This window comes from Mesorhizobium sp. AR10, assembly GCF_024746795.1.
In the GTDB taxonomy this organism is placed as follows: Bacteria; Pseudomonadota; Alphaproteobacteria; order Rhizobiales; family Rhizobiaceae; genus Mesorhizobium.
Genome location: NZ_CP080524.1, coordinates 3451711 through 3473600, shown reverse-complemented (window position 1 = coordinate 3473600; position 21890 = coordinate 3451711). Strand labels below are relative to the sequence as shown.

20 protein-coding genes, 1 tRNA gene and 1 riboswitch are annotated in these 21890 nt (G+C 63.4%); of the genes, 11 read left to right on the top strand and 10 right to left on the bottom strand.

Annotated elements, in window-relative coordinates:
• Positions 1 to 21: 21 nt before the first annotated feature.
• The 3 genes from LHFGNBLO_RS20260 to LHFGNBLO_RS20250 form a co-directional block, all read right to left on the bottom strand.
• On the bottom strand, positions 22 to 804 hold the full coding sequence (locus LHFGNBLO_RS20260) for a CbtA family protein (protein WP_258601084.1): 783 nt from the start codon (positions 802 to 804) through the stop codon (positions 22 to 24).
• A gap of 15 nt (positions 805 to 819) precedes the next feature.
• On the bottom strand, positions 820 to 999 hold the full coding sequence (locus tag LHFGNBLO_RS20255; RefSeq protein ID WP_258601083.1) for a CbtB domain-containing protein: 180 nt from the start codon (positions 997 to 999) through the stop codon (positions 820 to 822).
• Between the two features lie 36 nt (positions 1000 to 1035).
• Positions 1036 to 1232: riboswitch (cobalamin riboswitch) on the bottom strand.
• 39 nt (positions 1233 to 1271) lie between these two features.
• Positions 1272 to 1991, bottom strand: a complete 720-nt coding sequence (locus LHFGNBLO_RS20250) for a gamma-glutamylcyclotransferase (RefSeq protein ID WP_258601082.1) — start codon at positions 1989 to 1991, stop codon at positions 1272 to 1274.
• A gap of 119 nt (positions 1992 to 2110) precedes the next feature.
• Between LHFGNBLO_RS20250 and LHFGNBLO_RS20245 the strand changes: the two genes are divergently transcribed.
• Positions 2111 to 3292 (top strand): aromatic ring-hydroxylating oxygenase subunit alpha, encoded by a 1182-nt coding sequence (locus LHFGNBLO_RS20245; protein WP_258601081.1) that lies wholly within the window; start codon positions 2111 to 2113, stop codon positions 3290 to 3292.
• Between the two features lie 3 nt (positions 3293 to 3295).
• Here LHFGNBLO_RS20245 and LHFGNBLO_RS20240 read toward each other — a convergent pair whose 3' ends face one another.
• Complete coding sequence (locus tag LHFGNBLO_RS20240) at positions 3296 to 4495, bottom strand: MFS transporter (protein WP_258601080.1); 1200 nt, start codon at positions 4493 to 4495, stop codon at positions 3296 to 3298.
• Positions 4496 to 4738: 243 nt separating this feature from the next.
• Here LHFGNBLO_RS20240 and LHFGNBLO_RS20235 point away from each other — a divergent pair, with 243 nt between their 5' ends.
• Positions 4739 to 5737, top strand: a complete 999-nt coding sequence (locus LHFGNBLO_RS20235) for a heparan-alpha-glucosaminide N-acetyltransferase (RefSeq protein ID WP_258601079.1) — start codon at positions 4739 to 4741, stop codon at positions 5735 to 5737.
• Entirely contained in the window at positions 5734 to 6210 is a 477-nt protein-coding gene (locus tag LHFGNBLO_RS20230; protein ID WP_258601078.1) for a methyltransferase family protein, read from the top strand. Before LHFGNBLO_RS20235 ends, LHFGNBLO_RS20230 begins: the two co-directional genes overlap by 4 nt.
• Before the next feature lie 76 nt (positions 6211 to 6286).
• Here the strand turns inward: LHFGNBLO_RS20230 and LHFGNBLO_RS20225 are convergent, their stop codons facing one another.
• Both LHFGNBLO_RS20225 and mgtE read right to left on the bottom strand, forming a co-directional pair.
• Positions 6287 to 6673 (bottom strand): MerR family transcriptional regulator, encoded by a 387-nt coding sequence (locus LHFGNBLO_RS20225; RefSeq protein ID WP_006335629.1) that lies wholly within the window; start codon positions 6671 to 6673, stop codon positions 6287 to 6289.
• A 151-nt stretch (positions 6674 to 6824) separates the two neighbouring features.
• Positions 6825 to 8243, bottom strand: a complete 1419-nt coding sequence (gene mgtE, locus LHFGNBLO_RS20220) for a magnesium transporter (RefSeq protein ID WP_258601075.1) — start codon at positions 8241 to 8243, stop codon at positions 6825 to 6827.
• Positions 8244 to 8576: 333 nt separating this feature from the next.
• Here mgtE and LHFGNBLO_RS20215 point away from each other — a divergent pair, with 333 nt between their 5' ends.
• The 7 genes from LHFGNBLO_RS20215 (at position 8577) to LHFGNBLO_RS20185 (ending at position 17459) form a co-directional block, all read left to right on the top strand.
• Positions 8577 to 9251, top strand: coding sequence for a LuxR C-terminal-related transcriptional regulator (locus tag LHFGNBLO_RS20215; RefSeq protein WP_258601073.1), 675 nt, complete (start codon positions 8577 to 8579; stop codon positions 9249 to 9251).
• A gap of 108 nt (positions 9252 to 9359) precedes the next feature.
• Positions 9360 to 10550, top strand: coding sequence for an aminotransferase class V-fold PLP-dependent enzyme (locus LHFGNBLO_RS20210; RefSeq protein ID WP_258601072.1), 1191 nt, complete (start codon positions 9360 to 9362; stop codon positions 10548 to 10550).
• Positions 10551 to 10565: 15 nt separating this feature from the next.
• Positions 10566 to 11528 carry an HpcH/HpaI aldolase/citrate lyase family protein gene (locus LHFGNBLO_RS20205; RefSeq protein ID WP_258601071.1) on the top strand — a complete coding sequence of 321 codons (963 nt, stop codon included), beginning with the start codon at positions 10566 to 10568 and terminating at the stop codon, positions 11526 to 11528.
• An 18-nt stretch (positions 11529 to 11546) separates the two neighbouring features.
• Positions 11547 to 12731, top strand: coding sequence for a malate--CoA ligase subunit beta (locus tag LHFGNBLO_RS20200; protein WP_258601070.1), 1185 nt, complete (start codon positions 11547 to 11549; stop codon positions 12729 to 12731).
• Positions 12732 to 12745: 14 nt separating this feature from the next.
• On the top strand, positions 12746 to 13645 hold the full coding sequence (gene sucD, locus LHFGNBLO_RS20195) for a succinate--CoA ligase subunit alpha (protein WP_258601069.1): 900 nt from the start codon (positions 12746 to 12748) through the stop codon (positions 13643 to 13645).
• Between the two features lie 94 nt (positions 13646 to 13739).
• A complete protein-coding gene (locus tag LHFGNBLO_RS20190; protein WP_258601068.1) occupies positions 13740 to 14708 on the top strand; it encodes a 2-hydroxyacid dehydrogenase in 969 nt (322 codons plus the stop codon).
• A gap of 66 nt (positions 14709 to 14774) precedes the next feature.
• Entirely contained in the window at positions 14775 to 17459 is a 2685-nt protein-coding gene (locus LHFGNBLO_RS20185) for a phosphoenolpyruvate carboxylase (protein ID WP_258601067.1), read from the top strand.
• Positions 17460 to 17626: 167 nt separating this feature from the next.
• Here LHFGNBLO_RS20185 and LHFGNBLO_RS20180 read toward each other — a convergent pair whose 3' ends face one another.
• From LHFGNBLO_RS20180 to LHFGNBLO_RS20170, 3 genes are all read right to left on the bottom strand, one after another.
• Complete coding sequence (locus LHFGNBLO_RS20180; RefSeq protein WP_258601066.1) at positions 17627 to 18559, bottom strand: TauD/TfdA dioxygenase family protein; 933 nt, start codon at positions 18557 to 18559, stop codon at positions 17627 to 17629.
• A gap of 266 nt (positions 18560 to 18825) precedes the next feature.
• Positions 18826 to 19221 (bottom strand): hypothetical protein, encoded by a 396-nt coding sequence (locus LHFGNBLO_RS20175; RefSeq protein WP_258601065.1) that lies wholly within the window; start codon positions 19219 to 19221, stop codon positions 18826 to 18828.
• 110 nt (positions 19222 to 19331) lie between these two features.
• Positions 19332 to 19416 (bottom strand) — tRNA-Leu (locus LHFGNBLO_RS20170).
• Between the two features lie 263 nt (positions 19417 to 19679).
• On the opposite strand from LHFGNBLO_RS20170, the gene lipB reads away from it, so the two are divergent.
• Positions 19680 to 20423, top strand: coding sequence for a lipoyl(octanoyl) transferase LipB (lipB, locus tag LHFGNBLO_RS20165; RefSeq protein WP_258601064.1), 744 nt, complete (start codon positions 19680 to 19682; stop codon positions 20421 to 20423).
• Positions 20424 to 20426: 3 nt separating this feature from the next.
• Here the strand turns inward: lipB and LHFGNBLO_RS20160 are convergent, their stop codons facing one another.
• Positions 20427 to 21701: a site-2 protease family protein gene (locus LHFGNBLO_RS20160; RefSeq protein ID WP_258601062.1), complete on the bottom strand. Its 1275-nt coding sequence runs from the start codon at positions 21699 to 21701 to the stop codon at positions 20427 to 20429.
• Positions 21702 to 21890 lie beyond the last annotated feature (189 nt).

Sequence of the window (21890 nt, the reverse complement as noted above, 5' to 3'; positions counted from 1 at the left end):
CCCCCGCGAAGGGCAGCGCGATCAGGCAAAGCTGTTGCGCAGGCTGGTCGCCGTGCCGGTAAAGCGTCCGCGCACCACGCCGACGACCGCGCCGAGTACCAGCCAGAACAACAGATTGGTCACCGTCACCGCCACCACGAACTGATGGTGCAGGCCTTCCGGAATCGGTGTCTCGAAACTATCGGGCTGCGGCGCGCCGACGATATGCGGCGCCACGATCAACGCCACCGCCAGGATCGCCAGCGGCAGCGATTTGCGGAAGGCGATCAGGCCAAGACCTGCCGCGGTCGCCACCACCGTTGCCGTCCACCAGATCTGGCGCTGGGTGAGGTCGGCCGCCGGCATTGCCGGCAGTTCGGGCGGCAGGCCAAGGCCCGGTGCCAGCGTGAACACGGCAAAGCCGGCCAGGCCCCAGAACACGCCCTGGCGCCAGGTGCCAATGCCGCCGGCGAACTCGGAAACCGCGACCAGGATCAGCGCGAAGCCGATGCCGGTGACGATGTTGGCGGCGACACTGAAGGCGAAGCGCTCGAAGCCGTCGGCCGGCGCCCAGCCTTCCTCCTCCGCCGGTGCGGCCGCCTCGGCCGGCGCCGGTGCGGCGGTGCTCATGGCATTGGTGTCGGTGGCGTTGGCGGCTGGTGCCGCTGGCGCGGCGGCGTGCTCATGGCCGCCGCCGGCCTGTTCGTAGACTTCCGCCTTGAGAATGAGCGGCACGGTGGCATAGGCCTGCAGGCAGGCGAGAACGACGCCAGCCACAAGCCCGGCGATCGCCGCGATGAACACGACGTTGCGAAACAGGTTCATGATGTCAGATCCTCGTCAGTGGCAGGGGAATGCCATCGAATGGCGATAGTCGTGGGCGGCATTGTGAACCGCTTCGATATGCGAGAAGCCAACACCCCCGACGACGAAGATGCCGAGAAATGCAGCGAGTGCGAGCTGCATGAAGCGCGACTGCGAGGAAGCTGAAGCGCCGAGAGAGATGGAAGCGGTATTCATATCTTGTCCTTTCGCCCTCCACCCGAGGGCACAGAAATCACTGTCCCTGTCGCCGGCAGGTCTCCTGGCTCGCGGATCAGCGCCCTTCCCCACCTTCCCGAAGAAAATCTTCAGTGGCATATGGAGAGGACTACCGCACACAGTTGCGGGGGCAGCCACGGCATTGGGCAACAAGTCAGCCCGCACCGCATTCCCTCTTAGGTCCCAACGGAACCGACGACAGTCGCGACTATAGGCAGAATTGTCGCATCCGGCAAACCAAAATCCGCCCATTACCAGCGTGAATGCGCCACTCTGCCTGAGGCCTCAGACACCGCGATCCGCTCGGCAACAAGCCGCTGCAGCCGCCACAGATGGCGGTCGTGAATGCCGCGCTCCTCCAGGTTTTTCACCGTATTGTAGAGGTAGTCGGCGCCCGATCCCCAATGCCCGCAGGACACGGCCAGTCTTTCCACGACCTCATGGTCGTCGAGCGGGCCGGCATAGGTAGTGCCGTTGCGGTTGATGACGAAAGCCAGCGCCCGCAACGGCCCGCAGTTACTCGCCAGCCTCAGCAGGCGGGGATGGTAGCTTGTCGGCTTCAGCGTCACTTCGCGCCGCAAAAGCTTGCCTAGCTGCTGCCGCCGGTCACCGTCGGCCAGCCGAAAGGCCACGCCCTTGCACTGCCCGCCACGATCGAGAGCCATCATCAGGCCGGGGCACTCCTTGGTGCCGCGCCAGCGCGTCATGTTCATGCAAAAGGATCGGTGCCAGCCGCGCGCGACAGCGACACGTTCCTCGACATGGTCGATTTCAGGTTTCCAGATCAGCGAGCCGTAGCCGAACAGCCATAGCGGCTCGGTGGCGGGGAGTGCAGCCTGCAGCTCGTCCAGCATTGCGTCATAGTCACCATCGTCCAGATGCGCCGCATCCGGGTCAGGCCCGGCATCTTCAACTTCGCGCCAGCAGCGCGCGACCAATTCCGGCGTAAGCGACATCTGTCGTGCGGCCACGTTCCCAAATCCCGTTTCTGCCGCATGATTATGCGCCGCGCCCGAAACCGGCAATGCCGGGGGGTTGATTGACAAACGATTTGCCGGGGTGTCGGCTGGCACATCGGAGGAAGCCTGTCATGCAACCCAGCCCGAGCGAGCACGATCCCTATAACGGCCTGACCAGAGCCGAACCGACGCTGCCATCATCGGCCTATTGGGATATCGCGGCCCATCAGCGGGATCTCGACGCCATCTGGTACAAAAGCTGGCTGCTGGTCTGCCGCGAGGCCGATCTCGCGCAACCGCTGGCTTTCAAGACATTCCGCATCGGCACGCAGGAAATCGTCGTGCTGCGCGACGACACCGGCGAATTGCGCGCCTTCCATAACACCTGCCGGCATCGCGGCTCGCAGCTTTGCCAGGAGAGCGAGGGCCGGCTGAAGGCGCGGCTCATCACCTGCCCCTATCACGCCTGGTCCTATTCGCTGCGCGGCGATCTCGTGCGCGTGCCGTCGAAGTCGCTGCCGGAAGGTTTCGACAAGGCCGATCACCCGCTCTACCGCGTGGCGCTGTCGGTGTGGCGCGGTTTTGTCTTCGTCAATCTCGGCGAAGACGCCGGCGGTTCGGCGCAAGCATCGTTCGATCCCGCATCCGGCAACCTTTCCAACTGGCCGCTGGAGACGCTGGTGAGCGGCCATGCGTTGCGCAAGGTAATGAACTGCAACTGGAAGATCTTTTGGGAAAACTTCAACGAATGCCTGCACTGCCCGGGCGTCCACAAGGATCTGTCTAGGCTGGTGCCGATCTATGGCCGCGGCCTGATGGGACGGCACGACGACCCGGACTGGGTGCGCCATGCCGACAATGACGCGCCGGAGTTTTCCGGCGGCCTGCGCGTCGGGGCCGAGACCTGGTCGCGCGACGGACAGGCGCATGGCCCGGTCTTCGCCGAGCTGACGCCCGCCGAGCGCGTCGCCGGGCAAACCTACGCCACCAATCTGCCGTCGATGTTCATCGTTGGCCACGTCGACTATGTCAGAACCGTGCGGCTGGTGCCGCTCGGGGCCGAGCAGACAGAACTCACCGCCGAATGGCTTTTTTCGCCCGAGGCGCTCGCCGCGCCCTCAGCCGACATCGACAACATCGTCGCCTTCGGCAGGCAGGTGCTGGAGGAGGATGCGGCGATCTGCGAGGTCAACCAGAAAGGCCTGCGCTCGATACGCCACCAGGCCGGCGTGCTGATGCCCGAGGAATATGACCTGCACCGCTTTCACAACTGGGTGCGCGAGCGGCATGCAGCGCATGCACCCAAGCCCTGAAGATCAAAGCGACTTCGGCAGATAGCGCCACGTAACGAACCCGCAAACCGCCGCCAGCAGACCAAGCGTCGCGAAAACCGAGCCCAGGCCGAAGAACACCAGCACCACCGAATAGACCAGCGGCGGGATGAGTTCTGAAAAGTCGAGATAGGTGCGATACACCGCCGCCATCTGCGACCTCTCATAGGATCGCACCGAGCGCATGAAGGCGGTCGAGCCCAGCGCATCCAGCGCAATGGTGAAGAAGGCGCCGCAAAGCAGGAAAGCGCCGGTGAGCAGCGGCACGGTTTCGCCGACGGCGCCAGCCGCCAAAAGCGTGGCCGACATGGCGAAATAGGCGAACGTCATCGTCCGCCGGCCGCCGAACCGCTTTCCCGCCTTGCCCCAGAAGATAGCCATGAACAACAGCGCGTTGCCCGCCGAAACCAGCAGGCCGCCGGCAAGCTTGCCCTCGCCGGTGATCACCATGAACAGCGGCCCGTAGACGAAAAAGGTCGTCCAAAAGCAGGAGCGGCCGAAGGCGATCAGCCAGGCCAGCCTCAGTCGCGGCTGGGCGACGAAACGGCCGATATTGGCCAGCGGATTGGCCGGTCGCGTCTTGCCCGGACGTATCGATTGGTTGTCGCCGAGCCGATAGGTCCAGAACAGCACCAGCAGGATCATGGAAAAGACGGCAACCGCGCCATGCGCGGCATAGATGCCGAAGCTCGTGTAGAGAAAAATGCCGAGTGTCGGCCCGCCGGTCCAGGCGAACATCGACCACGCCATGCGCAGCGACTCGGCCTGCATGAAGTCGGTCTTGCGGATGTGGTCCATGATGTAGAGGTTGAGCGTGATCGACAAAGCGCTGGCGCCCATGACGCGGCAAAGCATGCCCGCCAGCTGACCGGCAAGCGTGTGGGTGACGAAGAACAGCGAACCGATGGCAAGCAGGCAGGCGCCGGCGGTGTAGACCCAGCGCCGGGCAAAGCGCCGGATCAGCATCGGCATGAACAGCGTCACCGACAGGCCGAGCATAGCTACGATTGTGTAGAGAATCGAGACGATCTGTTCGTTGTGCAGGATCTCGTAGGCCTGGATCGGGATGACGCTCGACACGGTGGCACGCGCAAAGGATTCGACCGCATAGAGCGAGGCAAAGGTGCGGGCATCCGCCGGCCGCAAGGCCGGAAGCCAGATTGGATGGCGCACATGGGTGGACATTGCTTTCCCCAAAGCAGAATCGCGCGGCCAAATCTGCCGTGACGATCCTTGCGCCGGTAACAGGAAACCGACCCCTTCACGGCAAAAAGCGCAGCCGGCCAAAGGCTTTCCGCCGCTGGCCTAATGCGAGTCCCGATGCGGAGTCTGCGGCACGTCCGTACTGACGCCGGCGATGCCCTGCCTTCTTTTGTCCGGGGCAACCGTGCTAGTCGTCTTGGCTTGCTGAATCAGAACTACGAGACCATGAGCATCGATACCCCGACCGCACCCGTTCAGGACCGACCCAAGCGCATCATCGCCATCGACGTGGTGCGCGGCATCGCCCTTATTGCCATGGCGAGCTACCATTTCACCTGGGATCTCGAATTCTTCGGCTACACCGATCCCGGCCTGACCGCGGTCGGCTGGTGGAAGATCTATGCGCGCTGCATCGCCTCGACCTTCCTGTTTCTCGTCGGCGTCAGCCTGTACCTCGCCCATGGCAGGCAAATCCGCTGGCCGGGCTTCTGGAGGCGCTTCGCCATGGTTGCCGTGGCGGCAATAGCCATTTCGCTCGTCACCCGGATCGCCACGCCCAACGGCTTCGTCTTCTTCGGCATATTGCATGAGATCGCACTGGCCAGCCTGCTCGCCCTGCTGTTCCTGAGGCTGCCGGCGCTGCTGACGCTTTTGGTGGCGGCTATCGTGATCGCGGCGCCATTTTATCTCAGGTCCGCAACCTTCGACCATCCCGCTCTGTGGTGGGTCGGCCTGTCGGCAACCAACCCGCGTTCCAACGACTATGTTCCTGTGTTTCCCTGGTTCGGCGCCGTACTTGCCGGCATCGCGGCAACAACGCTCGCCTCAACCTCCGGTGTGCTGACCCGGTTGGCTGGCCTCACGCCCGGCCGCTGGGCAAATCCACTGGTCTTCATTGGCCGCCACAGCCTGGCTTTCTACCTGATCCACCAGCCGCTGCTGTTCGGCTGCATCTGGCTGTTTTCGCAAGTCATGCCGGCACAGGTCGAAACCCGGGAGGTCACCTTCCTGAAAGAGTGCCAGGTATCGTGCGAGCAATCGCGCGACACGGAGTTCTGCGCCAGCTATTGTGTGTGCATGCTCGATACGATGGAGGGCGAAGCCTCGCTGGATCGGCTCTACAGCGGCGACCCAAGCCCCGAGTGGAAAGCGCATCTGTCCGATCTCGCCGGCACCTGCACCGCCAAGGCCGAGAGCACAATGATGGAGGGAGGGCAGCAATGACCGTCAGTCAGCCGAAACCGGGGCTAATACCTTGGCCGCCGCTGATCTATATCGCGGCCATCGCCATCAGCATCGCGCTCGGCCTTCTCTATCCGCTGCCATGGATCGGCAACCTTCTGGGCGACATCCTCTTCGCCGCCGGCTGGGTGGCATTGTTCGGCGTCGCCGCGCTCTGGTTCACAGCGATCCGCACCATGATCCGGGCCAGGACGACGATGAATCCGAACGCCGTGCCGGACCACCTGGTCACGTCAGGCCCTTTCGGCATCACCCGCAATCCGATGTATCTGGCCAACACACTGCTGTTGATCGGCGTGGCCCTCGTTTCGGGCATCGCCTGGTTTCTGCCGCTCGCCTTGATCGCAGCCTTTGCCACGCAGAAGGTCGCGATCGAGGGCGAGGAAAAGGTGCTGGCGGCGAAGTTCGGCAAGAAATACCGGGACTATGCGAAAAGGGTGCGGCGCTGGATCTGAGCTGCCGCGCTAACCGGCCGCCGGATTGATTGTCGAGCCGCCGGATTGATTGTCGAATTGAGTATCGAGAAGGAGCTCAGGTGTTGACGCCGAGTTCCACCAGCCGCTCGACGCAGGATTCCTCGGCCTGGTCGAGTTCGGCCAAAGTCTCCTCGAGGTCCCGGCGCTTCTGCCTGAGATCCTCGCGCTTTTCCTCGATGCGCTTGATCATCAGCTTGAGTTGACCGACCTCACCGGGCGGCTCCTTGTACATCTGGATGATTTCGCGGATTTCGTTGATCGAAAAGCCGAGCCTCTTGCCGCGCATGATCTGGCGGATGAGATGCCGGTCAGACGGGCGAAACAGCCGGGTACGGCCGCGCCGCACCGGCTGCACCAGCCCTTCGTCCTCGTAGAAGCGCAGCGTCCGCGTCGAAACCTCGAATTCGCGGGTCAGTTCGGTGATCGAATAATATTCCCGCATTGTCACTCCAGATGCCGGAACCTCAGGCGATGGCCGACCATGCGACTTCGCCTGCCTGCCCCTATAAAACCCCGTCCCGTCGGAATCGACATGGAACCCGCGCAAGCCTCGCACGGCATTTACGTAAAAGTCAATTGAAGGCATGGCCCTGTCAGGGCACGGCGAACCACCAGGTGGCAAGGCCCAGAAAGGCAAAGAAGCCGACGACGTCGGTGACTGTGGTGACGAAAACCGCCGAAGCCACGGCCGGATCGATCTTGAACCGGTCGAGCAGCAGCGGGATCAGGATGCCGGCCAGAGCCGCAACGAACATGTTGATGATCATCGCCGCCGCGATGATCCCACCCAGATTGGGGTCCCAGAACCACGCCGCCGCGGCGATGCCGATGAGGATGGCGAAAATGATGCCGTTGATGAAGCCCACCCCCATCTCGCGGCGGATGATGCGGCCGGCATTGTAGATGTCGAGATCCTTCGTCGCCAGCGCCCGCACGGTGACGGTCATGGTCTGCGAGCCGGCATTGCCGCCCATGCCCGCCACGATCGGCATCAGCACGGCCAGCGCCACGATCCGTTCGATCGTGTGGTCGAACAGGCCGATCACCGAGGCCGCCAGGAACGCCGTCAAGAGATTGATGAGCAGCCATGGAACGCGCGAGCGCGAGGTCGAGAAAATACTGTCCGACAGCTCTTCGTCGCCGACGCCGCCCATGCGCAGCAAGTCCTCTTCGGCCTCCTGCTGGATGACGTCGACCATATCGTCGATCGTCAGCACGCCGACCAGCCGCTCGTTCTCGTCGACGACGGCGGCCGACAAAAGGTCATACTGCTCGAATTCGCGCGCGGCCTCTTCCTGGTCCATGGTCGCCGGAATGGCGTGCCGGGTCTCATGCATGACCTCTTCGACCTTCACCGAGCGCTTGGTGCGCAGGATCTGGTCGAGGTCGATGGCGCCGACCAGCTTGAAGCTCGGATCGATGACGAAGATCTGGCTGAAGCGGTCGGGAAGGTTCTGGTCCTCGCGCATGTAGTCGATGGTCTGGCCGATCGTCCAGAACGGCGGCACCGCGACGAACTCCGTCTGCATGCGGCGGCCAGCGGTCTCTTCGGGATAGTCGAGCGAGCGGCGCAGCCTGATCCGTTCGGTGAACGGCAGCTGCGACAGGATCTCGTCCTGGTCCTCCTTTTCGAGGTCTTCGAGAATGTAAACCGCGTCGTCGGAATCGAGTTCCTGTACCGCCTGGGCGATCTGCGCATTGGGCAGGTTGTCGACGATCTCCATGCGGATCGCCTCGTCGACCTCGGTCAGCGAGGAAAAGTCGAAGTCGGCGCCCAAGAGTTCGACCAGCACGCGGCGCTGTTCGGGTTGAAGCGCTTCGAGCAGGTCGCCGAGCTCCGACTGGTGCAGGTCGTCGACTTCGCGCTTCAGCGTCAGCGTGTCGCGATCGGCGATCGCCGCGCCGATCTGGGCCAGGAATGACGACAGAACGACGCCGTCCTCGCCGTAGATATCGGCGTGGCTGTCTTCAGCGGCGCTGGCGCCGGTCGTCTGTTCGTCCTGGCCTTCCACCAGCGCCTCCCGCCATCGGCATTCCGGAAAAGGTGCCTGTCAGGTCTAGACCATGATCTCGAAAAGTGGAAACCGGTTTTCGGAAAATCCGGTGCTCAAATAGCAGATAGCGCGGCGGCACGATTCAGCTTGAGAACCCGCCGCTACAACGCGCGGGAATATCAGACGAAATAGTTCCTTCCCGGCCACCGGTCGAAGGTCATTTCGTCAAAAGATGATGGGACTCCGGGTTCAGATGGCGCGACAGTGCATGTCGCTGGGGAAAGAGCACCCATTCGCGGTTAGGGCAGAATTGCCGTGGCGTTGGGTCCAGGCAAAAGTAACCGGAAGCCCTTGAACATAAAGTCGGAGAGAACGAACGAGGCAATCGGACAGCGACGCGTTCGCGTCGTCGTCGCCGAACGCAATCCGCTCGTCGTATCGGCCCTGCGCGAAATGCTGGAATGCGACGGGCGTTTCGAGTTTTTCGGCTCCGTGCAAAGCGGCAAGCACTTGCTGGACCTGGCAGCCTCGCCGCAATTCGACGTTGCCGTCATCGGCTGGAAGCTCGCCGACATGGACGGCGCTGATGTTCTCGCCGAGATCCAGAGCCGCAAGCTCAACGTGCGCATCACGGTGTTTTCCAACGACCACGACATCGGCATCCTGAAGCAGTGCGTGCGCCTCGGGGCGCATGGCTATTGCTTCCAGTTCGACGACCCGCCGATCATCTTCGAGACGATCCTGGCAGTCGCGCACGGCCGCATCTGCATCCCTTACATCGACATCAACAAGGTCAACGACACGCCCTTGTCGCAGCTCACGGTTCGAGAGCGGGAATTGCTGGCGGTGCTTTCCGACGGCTGGACCAACCTTCAGATCGCGACGCGGACGGGGATCTCCGAGAACACGGTGAAGTACCACCTCAAGAATCTCTACGACAAGCTCGCCGTCCGCAACCGTGCGATGGCGGTGGCGCTCTATTCGAACGAGAAGCGCCGTACCCTTTCGGGTAGGCCGACCGGGTAGGACGAGCCCACCCGCGCGCGGCGAGATCTTACCCGGCAAGGTGTTGTTGCGCCGCGCCGTCCAAACGACACTCCCTCCACAATCGCTAATCATCGGAGGAGTTCGCACATGGCTGGGTTCACCCATCTTTTCATTCCGGGGCCTACCAACATCCCCGAACAGGTCCGGCAGGCGATGAACCTTCCGATGGAGGACATGCGCGCGGGGACGTTCCCTGATTTCACCCTGCCGCTGTTCGAGGACATCAAAAAAGTCTTCAAGAACGAAACCGGCCGCGTCTTCATCTACCCGTCATCAGGCACCGGCGCCTGGGAAGCGGCGATGACCAACGTGCTCAGCCCCGGCGATCGCGTGCTGATGTCGCGCTTTGGCCAGTTCTCGCATCTGTGGGTCGACATGGCCGAACGTCTCGGCTTCGAGGTCGACGTCATCGACTGCGAGTGGGGAACCGGTGTCCCGCTCGAGCTCTACGCGGAAAGGCTCAAGGCGGACAAGGCGCACCGCATCAAGGCGGTCTTCTGCACGCAGAACGAGACTGCGACCGGCGTCACCAGCGACGTCGCCGGCTGTCGCGCCGTACTCGACGAAGCAAACCACCCTGCCCTGCTCTTCGTCGACGGCGTGTCGTCGATCGGCTCGATCAATTTCCGGCAGGAGGAATGGGGCGTCGACTGCGTCGTCAGCGGCTCGCAGAAGGGTTTCATGCTGCCTGCCGGCCTCGGCTTCCTGTCGGTCAGCAAGAAGGCCCTGGTCGCCTCGAGGCTTGCCACCCACCGGCGCTGCTTCTTCTCGTTCGAGGACATGATCCGTGCCAATGACGCCGGCTATTTTCCTTACACGCCGGCGACGCAGTTGCTGCGCGGCCTGCGCGCCTCGCTCGACTTGATCGCGGAGGAAGGGCTCGAGACCATCTTCGCTCGCCATCATCGCCTGGCCGAAGGCGTGCGCAAGGCGGTCGACGCCTGGGGGCTGAAGCTTTGCGCAAAAGCGCCGAAATGGCACTCCGACACGGTCAGCGCCATCCTCGTGCCGGAGGGGATCGACAGCGGCGAGGTCGTCAAAAACGCCTACCAGAAGTACCAGACCTCGCTCGGCGGCGGCCTCAACAAGGTGTTCGGCAAGGTTTTCCGCATCGGCCATCTCGGCTGGCTGAACGAGGTGATGGTCCTGGCCTCGCTGTCGGCGGCGGAAATGGCGCTGCTCGACTGTGGCGTCAAGCTGGCGCCGGGTTCCGGCGTCGGTGCGGCGATCGCACATTTCCGCCGGTCGCAGCAGCCCGCCATCGCCGAAGCCGCCTGATCCCGGAGACGCGACATGAGCCACACGATCAACCATCTCAGGAAGCTGCGGCTGCAGCGAAGCGAACTGGCCGTTCCAGGCTCAAGCCCGGAGATGATCGACAAGGCGGCGAACAGCGCCGCCGACTTCGTCTTTCTGGATATCGAGGACGCGGTCGCCCCGCCGGACAAGGAGCGGGCGCGCAAGAACATCATCCAGGCCCTCAACGACATCGACTGGCGCGCCAAGGGCAAGACGGTGTCGGTGCGCATCAACGGCCTCGACACGCATTACATGTATCGCGACGTCGTCGACGTGATGGAGCAGGCGGGCGACCGGCTCGACACGATCCTGGTGCCGAAGGTCGGCGTCCCGGCCGATCTCTACATGGTCGAGGCGATGGTCAACCAGATCGAGATGGCCAAGGGCTACAAGACCCGCGTCGGTCTCGAAGCGCTGATCGAGACGGCGCTCGGCATGGCCAATGTCGAGGCGATCGCTGCTTTCCCGGGACGATTGGAGGCAATGCATTTCGGCGTCGCCGACTATGCCGCAAGCTGCAAGGCGCGCACCGTCAACATTGGCGGTCTCAACCCCGACTATCCCGGCGACCAATGGCATTTTGCCTTGTCGCGGATGACCGTCGCCTGCAGGGCCTACGGCCTGCGCGCCATCGACGGACCGTTCGGTGATTTCTCCGATCCGGAGGGCTACGTCGCGGGCGCAAAGCGCGCGGCAGCGCTGGGGATCGAAGGCAAATGGGCGATCCACCCCTCGCAGATCGAGCTGGCCAACAACGTCTTCTCGCCGCCGGAAAAGGAGGTCGCCCGCGCCCGGCGCATCCTGGAAGTCCTGAAGGAAGCCGAGGCACTGGGCAAAGGCGCTGCAGCGCTAGACGGCAAGATGATCGACGCTGCGTCGGAGCGCATGGCGAGGAACGTGTTGGTGGTCAACGAGGCAATCGAACGCGCCGGTCAAGGACGCGTTGCCGCACACTGAGAATCCCGGGAGGACAAAATGGACATCCACGAATATCAGGCCAAGGAACTGCTCGCCCGGCACGGGGTCCACATTCCGCGCGGTGGCCTGGCCTACAGCCCGGAACAGGCGACCTACCGCGCCCGCGAGATCGGCGGCGGCAAATGGGTCGTCAAGGCGCAGGTGCATTCCGGCGCGCGCGGCAAGGCCGGCGGCATCAAGCTGTGCGCCAATGACGAGGAGATCTCCAGCGCCGCCGAGGCCATGCTTGGCCGCAAGCTGGTGACCCAACAGACTGGGCCGCGCGGCAAGCTGATTTCGCGGCTCTACCTCGAGGAAGCCGTCGACATCGCCCAGGAGCTCTATGTCGGCTTCGTGCTCGACCGGAAGGAGGAGCGCGTGATGATCGTCGCGTCGGCCGCCGGCGGCATGGAGATCGAGGACATCGTCGAGAGGGCTCCGGATTCCATAATCCGGACCACTGTCGACCCCGGCGTCGGCATGCAGCGGTTCCAGGCGCGCGAGATCGCCTTCGGGCTCGGCCTCGACCAGAACCTCATCGGCAAGGCGACCGAAACCATCCTCGGCTGCTATCAGGTGTTCCGCGACTACGATGCCTCGATGCTGGAGATCAATCCGCTGGTGGTGACCCGCGACGGCAACCTCGTCGCGCTCGACGCCAAGATGTCGTTCGACGAGAACGCGCTGTTTCGCCGGCCGGAAATCTCCGAATTGCGCGACAAGAGCCAGGAAGACGCGCGCGAAACCTTTGCCAGCGACCGAGGCCTCTCCTATGTCGGCCTCGACGGCAATATCGGCTGCATCATCAATGGCGCCGGCCTCGCCATGGCGACGATGGACATGATCAAGATCGCCGGCGGCGAGCCGGCCAATTTCCTCGACATCGGCGGCGGCGCCTCGCCCGAGCGGGTTGCAAAATCGTTCCGCGCCGTGCTGGGCGACAAGAATGTCGAGACCATTCTCGTCAACATCTTCGCCGGCATCAACCGCTGCGACTGGGTCGCCGAGGGTGTGGTGAAGGCAATCCGAGAAGTCGGCGTCAACGTGCCCTTGGTGGTGCGGCTCGCCGGCACCAAGGTCGAGGAAGGGCGCCGCATCCTGGCCGATTCCGGCGAGGCGGTGATCGTTGCCGACACGCTCGCCGAAGCCGCCGAGAAAGCCGTCGCCGCATGGCGCGCGGCCACCAAGAAAAAAGCAGCCTGAGGGAGGTCGAAAAAATGGCAATCCTGCTCAACCGAAGCACACGAGTCATCGTCCAGGGTTTTACCGGCAAGATCGGTAGCTTCCATGCCGAGGACATGAAGCGCTATGGCACCAAGCTGGTCGGCGGCGTGACGCCCGGCAAGGGCGGACAGACGCATCTCGGCCTGCCGATCTTCAACACGGTCAAGGGCGCGGTGCGCGAGACCCGTGCCGAGGCCAGCATCGTGTTCGTGCCGCCGCCCTTTGCCGCCGATTCCATCATGGAGGCAGCGGATGCCGGCATCAAGCTCTGCGTCTGCATCACCGACGGCATCCCCTCGCAGGACATGATGCAGGTCAAGCGCTACATGCGCCGCTACCGCTTCGAGGATCGCATGCGGTTGATCGGGCCGAACTGCGCCGGCATGATCACGCCTGGACAAGCGCTGATGGGCATCATGCCCGGCAGCATCTATCTTCCAGGCAGGGTCGGCATCGTCGGCCGCTCGGGCACGCTCGGCTATGAGGCCGCCTCGCAGATGAAGGCGCTCGGCATCGGCGTCTCGACCAGCGTCGGCATCGGCGGCGATCCAATCAACGGCTCGTCCTTCAAGGACATTCTGAAGCTTTTCGAACAGGACGACGACACCGACGCCGTGGTCATGATCGGCGAGATCGGCGGACCGCAGGAAGCCGAAGCCGCTATCTGGGCGCGCGACAACATGCGCAAGCCGCTGATCGCCTACATTGCCGGGCTCTCCGCGCCAAAAGGCCGGCGCATGGGCCATGCCGGCGCGATCATCTCGGCCTTTGGCGAGTCGGCGCAGGAAAAGGTCGAAATCCTCAAGGAAGCCGGCGTCGTCATCGTGCCGACGCCGTCGTCCTTCGGCGAAGTCGTGGCCGACACGCTGGCGCAGACGAAGAAGGCGGCGTGATGGCCGACCGGGCGACGGCCGCATAGCGCAAAATGTGCAGTCTGTTTTCGGGGTTGGCGGGAGTATCGCGGCCCATCGATCGGCAGGATATCAGATGAAACCGCGTTTGATTGTCACCCGCAAATGGCCCACCGCCGTTGAAGCGATCCTCGCCGAGCGCTTCGACACGACGCTCAACGCCAGCGATACGCCGCTGAGCCCTGCCGCAATGACATCGGCATTCGCGCATTTTGACGCGATCCTGGCAACGGTCAGCGACCGCTTGCCTGTTGCGGTGTTTCCCGAGAGCGCCGCCCGCACCCGGATAATCGCCAATTTCGGCGTCGGCTTCAGCCATATCGATGTCGCGGCGGCCCGTGACCGCGACATCGTGGTGACCAACACCCCGGGCGTGCTGACCGATTGCACCGCCGACCTCGCCCTCAGCCTGCTGTTGGCTGTCGCGCGCCGGACCGGTGAGGGCGAGCGGCAGCTGCGGGCCGGAGAGTGGCGTGGCTGGTCGCCGACCCACATGGCCGGCGCGAAGGTGTCGGGCAAGACCTTGGGTATTGTCGGCATGGGGCGCATCGGCAAGGCGACAGCCAGGCGCGCGCATTTCGGCTTCGGTATGAAGATCGTGTTCTTCAATCGCTCGCCGGTCGATGATGACGAGACGCGCGCCATGGGCGCGGTGCAGATGCCGGCCTTGGAAGATGTGCTCGCAGCATCTGATTTCGTGTCGCTGCACTGTCCGGGCGGCGCGGAAAACCGCCATCTCATCGATGCTCGAAGCCTGCGGTTGATGAAGGGCTGTGCGTTCCTGATCAACACGGCGCGCGGCGATGTGGTCGACCAAGATGCCCTGATCGGTGCGCTGGAAAGGCGCGAGATCGCGGGGGCGGGTCTCGACGTCTTTGCCGACGAGCCGGCCGTTCCGGAGGCGTTGAAGAAATTGGAGAACGTCGTGCTGTTGCCACATCTCGGCAGTGCGACAGAGGAAACGCGGGTGGCAATGGGCATGAAGGTGGTGGAGAACCTGACAGCTTTCTTCGACGGTCAACCGGTCCCCGATCGGGTCGCCTGACAGCCGCTGCCCTCGATTGAGGGCGCGGCTACAGCGGCAATCGATGCGGACGGATTAGGAAAGCACTTGGAACAGAGCAGACGCATCAACTTTCGTGAGGACGAGCGCAGCCTTTTGTTGCGCTTGCTGCTTCAGGTCGCAAGCGCGCGCGAGCCCGAGATCGCCGCCGTTCTGACTGGGCGTAGGTCGCTTGTCTCCCTCGCCGCAGAGCAGTGCATCCCGGCGCTTCAGGCGAGCGGCGTATGGTTCCAGTTGCTGGCGATTGCCGACGAGCTGCTTGCCATGCGGGCGCGTCGCGAACTCGAACAGGGCGCGGGTGTCGACGAAGTGCCCGGGTCCTTCGCCAGCGTGATTGCGCAGATGGCAGCGAACGGTCAGTCAGCGGAGGAAGTCCAGGCGGCGCTCGATGAACTTTGCGTCGGTCCGACCATGACCGCGCATCCGACGGAGGCCAAACGCGTCACGGTGCTGGAGATCCACCGCCGTATCTATCGCAAGCTGACCGAGCTCGACCAGCCGCGCTGGGCGCCGCGCGAACGCGACCTGTTGGTCGCCGATCTGGAGAGCGAGATTGAGCTTCTGTGGATGACGGGCGAGCTGCGACTGGAGCGCCCGACGGTCGAACGCGAAATCGCCTGGGGCCTGCATTTCTTTCGCGAAGTCATCTTCGAGGCAACGCCGCAGCTCTATGGCAAGCTTGAAGGCGCCTTCGAGCGTCATTATCCGGGAAAGCCGATCAGAATTCCCCCCTTCATGCGCTATGCCTCGTGGATCGGCGGCGATCGCGATGGCAATCCAAATGTGACGGCCGCTGTCACCGACCATGCCATGACCGAATACCGCAATACCGCCATAGGCTGGTATCTCACGCAGATGCAGCGGCTGGTGACGGTGCTCAGCGCCAGTTCGAACGTCATCGACCTGCCTGCCAGCTTCAAGCCGGTGCTGCAAGCGGCACTTGATAGGAGCGGACAGGCGCAAATGATCGCCGCCCGCAACCCTGACGAACCGCTTCGCCAGTTCGCAACGGCCTTGCATGCCCGGCTGGTGGCCACGCGGGACGGCGGTAAGGCGGCCTACCTCTCGGCAGAGGCGTTTCATGCCGATCTGAACGGGCTGTCTTGCGTTCTCGACGCAATCGGAGGGCGCGCGGTAGCCAGGCGTTTCGTCCAGCCTCTGCTTTGGCAAGTCGGAAGCTTCGGCTTCCGCACCGTCTCGCTCGACATCCGGCAGAACTCCACGGTCGTCAACCGGGTTCTGGCGGAGCTGTTTGCGTTGAAAGATCCCGTCGATCCGGTCACTGTCGGCACGCCGCAATGGTCGGCGCGCATTCGCTTAAGCCTCAGCCAGGGCGAGCGGCTGGAGATCGACGCAGGCCGGCTCTCGCCTGAGGCCGGTGAACTGCTTTCGACATTCTCCGTCATCGCCAAGCGCCTCTCAACTTCGGATGCCGACGCTGTCGGCTCTTTCGTTCTCAGCATGACCCGCTCCGTCGACGACCTGCTCGCGGTCTATCTGCTGGCGCAATATTGCGGACTTTCAGCCGCGCCCGGTGGCGGCGGCACAGTCAGGCTGCGGATCGTGCCATTGTTCGAGACCATTGCCGATCTGCAGGCCGCCCCTGCCATCCTGAATGAATTGCTCGGCATTTCGCTGGTGAGGCGGACAGTGCGGGATTTTCGCGCGCGCCAGGAAATCATGCTTGGTTATTCGGATTCCAACAAGGATGGCGGTTTCCTGGCGTCCAATTGGGAACTGGCAAAAGCGCAAAAGCGCCTCGCTGCCGTCGGGCGCAAGCATAAGGTCAGGATCAGTTTCTTTCACGGTCGCGGCGGCTCGGTCAGCCGCGGCGGCGCGCCGACCGGCCGGGCGATCGCGGCACAGCCGCAAGGCACCGTCGCCAGAACCATGCGGGTGACGGAGCAGGGCGAGGTCGTATCGTCGAAATTCGCCAATCGCGGCACCGGCCTCAACCAGCTCGAGGTTCTCGCCGCCGGCGTGCTGGCCCACAGTGTCGGATCGCCCGGTGATGTCGAGCCGAAGGAAACGCCGGAGTTCGACGAAGCGCTGGAAGCGCTGGCAGGCATGTCGCAGGCGTCCTATGCCAGGTTGATGGCTGAGCCCGGCTTCCTCGATTATTTCAACCAGGCGAGCCCTGTCGCGGAACTGGCGCTGCTGAAAATGGGCTCGAGGCCGGATCGCCGTTTCGGCGCCAGCGGCATTGCCGACCTTCGCGCCATTCCATGGGTGTTCGCCTGGAGCCAGAACCGTCATCTGTTGACCGGCTGGTATGGCATCGGCAGCGCACTCAGCTCTTTCGTCGCGGTGCGCGGCGAGGCCGGGCGCGAGCTTCTGGCCCGCATGTTCGAGCACTCGCGCTTCTTCCGCTTGATCGTCGACGAGGCCGAGAAGACGCTTTACCAGTCCGACATGGAGATCGCGCGGCTCTACGCCGGCCTGGTGGCCGACAGCGATGCGGCCCGACGAATCTACGCCCGCATCGCCGCCGAATACGAATTGACGCGACGCTTGATTGTTGACCTCACGGGAGGTGATCTTTCCGCGCGCTTTCCGATGTTCAAGCGGCGTTTCGACAATCTGCGGCGACAGATGGACGACATTCACCGGCTGCAGGTCGATCTGCTGCGTAATGTCAGGGCAAATACCGGCACGGCGGATCAAAAGCGGGCGACCGACGCTCTGCTCGTATCGATCAATTGCATCTCGGCTGGCCTTGGGTGGACGGGATAGGCCCGGTTTTTGCCGAGCGAGTCGGCGCAGGAAAAGATCGAAATCCCTTAGGGAAGCCGGCGTCGTCATCGTGCCGACGCCAGCGTCCTTCGGAGAGATCGTGGCCGACGCCCTGGCTCGGCCGAGGAATGCCGCCTGAATAGCGGTTTCCCTAGTTCGGCCATGCCTCAGGCGGCCTTGTCGGTGGCGGGCTTCGCGACCTTGATGCGGGTGGCGCTGCGGCGACCGTCGACGCTGACCGGAACGTCGCCGTCGACCGTGGCGCGACGCACGACCCGGTGCTGATCGCCATAGTCGTTGACTGCGTAGTGCTGCGTGGCCCGGTTGTCCCAGATCGCCACATCGCCGGCTTTCCAGCGCCAGCGGACGGTGTTCTCCGGCGCGGTGACATAGGATTGGAACACCTCATAGAGCCGCGCTGAATCGCCTTTGGAAAGACCGACCAGACGTTGCACGAAATTGCCGAGCAGCAGCGTGCGTTCGCCTGTCTCGGGATGGACGCGCACAACGGGATGCTCGGTCTCGTAGATCGTCGAGGTGAAGACCTCCTCGAAGTGCTTCTTTTCCGCAGCGGTCGCACGCGGCCGGACCGCCGCGTAGTCGTATACGTTGCTGTGAACTGCCCAGAGATTGTCGGCGAGCAGCTTCAACGGAGCGGGCAGGTCCTGGTAGGCCGCCGCGGTGTTCGACCAGATGGTGTCGCCGCCAGCCGGCGGTATGACGACGCCGCGAAGAACAGAGAATTTCGGATAGGCGTCGACGAAGGTGACGTCGGTATGCCATTGATCGGCACGACCGCCGCCACGGCTCGAATCGAGCTCGAGAATGGACGCCGTTCCCTTGATGGGACCTTGTGTCGGATGCGGCACAAGTTCGCCGAGTCGATGGGCAAAGCGCTCCTGCTCGGCGTCGTCGAGATGCGCCTGATCGCGGAAGAACACCACCTTGTGCCGCAACAGGATCTGGTTGATCGCCACTATCGTCTGCTGCGGCAGGTCGCCGGAAAGCCGAATATTCCTGATCTCTGCGCCGACACGTCCCGTAAGCGGGACAACATCGGCTTCTGGGATGATCTGATCTACGGGGGCAAGTTTGGCCATGGGAACCTCCATTCTCTAAATCGCTGGCGCAACTTGCCGAGGAGGCGAAGGCCCCGTCAGAACTTAGCGACCAGTACCGAGGTCGTATCCAAACATAATTCTACAAATTCCATAGAAACAGTGTTCCAAAGTTCGGCGGCTCGAAGAAAAATGACTTCTGCTTGGGCTGGTTTCGGAGGTGTGGGCGGCATGGAGCGCGCCGGCAATGAGGCACATACTGCCCCGTCTATCAGAACTGTGGCCCCGAAATGGGGAAGTGAGGTGGTTCAGATGGACAGATCGCGGACCCGGTTGGTCATTCCATGAAGGTAGTCCTTGGCGTCTTGCATTTCAGTTATCGTGACGCTGCGGCTTCCGTCCGGTGCGAGGCAGACGACCTTCGCTTCCTTTCCGCTCCATGGATCTGCCGACGCCGACGAAAGGCCATGTGCCAGACAATTCCGGAGCGCGGCCACTTCCTCGATATCGGCGAACAGTTGGACAACCCGTGCATCGCCACGATCAGCTTCCGCGTTACGCCATTGGGCGAGCACAGAGGCTTTCGTGGCTGGCTTAGCCTCCACTGCGACCGTGTCGATCACAGCAAGGCGCCCACGTATCGCCGTCTCCAGAAAGCCCCAAAACAACAGAACCTCGCCGACCGCTGCCATTAGGTCGCGCATGTCATATCCTGGAGGTGGTGTGTCAGTCATGCCGGCAGTTTTGCATAGGCCTTTGGGCAAAGCCAATCCGGTGAGGCACTTAAAAACGCAAGCCGCGTCATAGGGAAATTTGGTGCGGTCGAGAAGACTCGAACTTCCACGGGTTGCCCCACAGCGACCTCAACGCTGCGCGTCTACCAATTCCGCCACGACCGCACGTGGTAGGAGCCGGAACCAACCGGCTCGCGGCGTGTAGCAAATCGTTTCCGGCGAAACAAGGGCGCGTCGCGCAATAATCGCCGGGGAGTTGGCACGAGGGTCGAGAAGGCGCAAACGCGCTGCGAACTGGACGTTTTGGCCGATTGCCGCCATATGAGGGGACGATGCATGTCGCCCAAAAGTGCGCAGCGGTTTTGGGATCACGATTTGCATAAAAACAAACATCTAAAGCGCGCTGCGCTTTAGATCGAGATAAGCCCATGCCAGAACGCAGCCAGATCGCCACGTCATTCCTGCCCCTGCCCGGTTCCGCGCCGGTCGAATGGCGCATCGAGCCCGGATTGACCACCTACCCGGACGCGCTCGCCATTATGGAAGGGCGCGCCGAAGCGATCAGAAGCGGGGCCGCCGGCGAGATGGTCTGGCTGGTCGAGCATCCCCCGCTTTACACCGCCGGCACCAGCGCTCGCATCGAAGACCTGATCGAGCCGGACCGCTTCCCGGTGTTCGCGGCCGGGCGCGGCGGCGAATACACCTATCATGGGCCGGGTCAGCGGGTCGCCTATGTGATGCTTGACCTGAAGCGGCGGCGCGAGGATGTCCGCGCCTTCGTTGCCGCGCTCGAACAATGGATCATCGGCACGCTCGCCGCCTTCAACGTGCGGGGCGAGCGCCGCGAGGATCGTGTCGGCGTCTGGGTGGTGCGGCCCGATCGCCCTGCCCTGCCCGACGGCTCGCCGGCAGAGGACAAGATCGCCGCGATCGGCATCAGGCTGAGGCGCTGGGTGAGCTTTCACGGCATTGCCATCAATGTCGAGCCGGACCTCAGCCACTTCAGCGGCATCGTGCCATGCGGTGTGGCCGATCACGGTGTCACCAGCCTTGTCGATCTCGGCCTTCCCATTGGGATGGCCGACCTCGACATCGCGCTGAAATCCGCCTTTGAAGATGTTTTCGGCCCCGCCGAGCCTTCGTTCATCGAAGCGCCCCGCAAGGCGGGATGAACTCTATCCCATCGGCGAGATGCCGGCTCCGAGCAGCCGCGCCGATGCCCACAACAGCCCATAGCCGTGGATAGCGAACACCGCCAGCAGCGCGCCGGCCATGGCGAAACGGTCGAAGGTGCGGATCGGCTTCAGGTCATGACGCGGCTTGACCGCGCTGCCCATGGTCAGCAGGCTGAGGATTGAAAAGACGGCGCAGGCCACGAGCAGGAAGCCGGATGAAAAGCCCGCCAGCCAACCGAGCGCCAGCAAGGCGGAGAGCAGGGAAAACGACGCCAGAGCCAGCGCGATCGGACCCTGGCAGATCTGGCGCAGCACCTGACCACCATCAAACTTCCACACCGGCACCAGATTGGCGATGTTGAACAGTGCCGCACAACCGGCAAGCGTCGCCAGCAGCGTAGCTGCCAGCCGATGCCCCTCGCCGCTCGCAAGCGCGCTGGCGGCAATCAGCAGCGGCACCAGGAAAGCCGAAAAGCCGGCGCCCATCAGCGCGACGAAGGCCACTTCAAAGCGGCTGTCATAGGGCCGCCCGCCAATGGCGATGCCGCCGAGCAACGGGATGAAGATCATTCGCGCCTGGCGATGCCCCGTCAGCCGGAACGCCGCCATGTGCCCGAGTTCGTGCAGGGCCACCACCGAGGTCAGGATCGCGGCCAGCGCCAGGCCGCCAAGATTGAGCCCGAACAACGGCCACAGGATGAATGCCGAGAGAACGGCAAAGCCGACCTGGCTGAGCGGGTGCTCGAACCAGCCGCCTTTGCGGTAGTGCCCGGTCCTGACCCAGATCTCCAGCTTGCCGAGCTCGCGGCGCATGGCGAAATAGCGGAAAACCAGGAAGGCAATGCCACGATAGCGATCGGTCTGGCTGAGGATCACCCGCGTGGCAGTGCCCTCGGCTATGAGTTCGGTGGTTTCGCGATAGTCGGCGAAGAATGAGGCGTCGAGCGACGTATCGTCGACGACGCACATGGAAAAGCGGCTGTCTTCCACCACATCTTCGAGCAGAACCTTCCGCTCGATCGGCTGGCCATCGCGCCCTTCCCAGGACAGCCTGATCCGGGCCGCGCCCGGGCCGTCGAGCGCCTCGGCGGACAGGATCTTGCCCGACCAGCCGGCGTCGCTTCCAAGCGGCCACAGCACCTGCCAGAGCCGGTGCCGGTCGGCCGCCACCAGCCGGCTCAGCCGGACCGTGCGCAGCCCGAGCGGCACGGTCATCAGCAGAAAGATCAGGCCGAGATTGCAGGCCACGAGGAGGGCCGTGACGATGGGCGACACTGGGCAGTACTCCCTGTCTTCAGGGCACCCTAGCGTCAGGGCGGCAAGAAAAGCTTAACAGCATCAACGCCTCATACCGGCCGAAAAACATCAGTCGCAAGGCGTCGGCTCCTCACATGGCTCCGATCCAGATGGCCATGGAAACGAGAAACGCACTCATGCACACCAGCGAGACGACATCCTGGACAA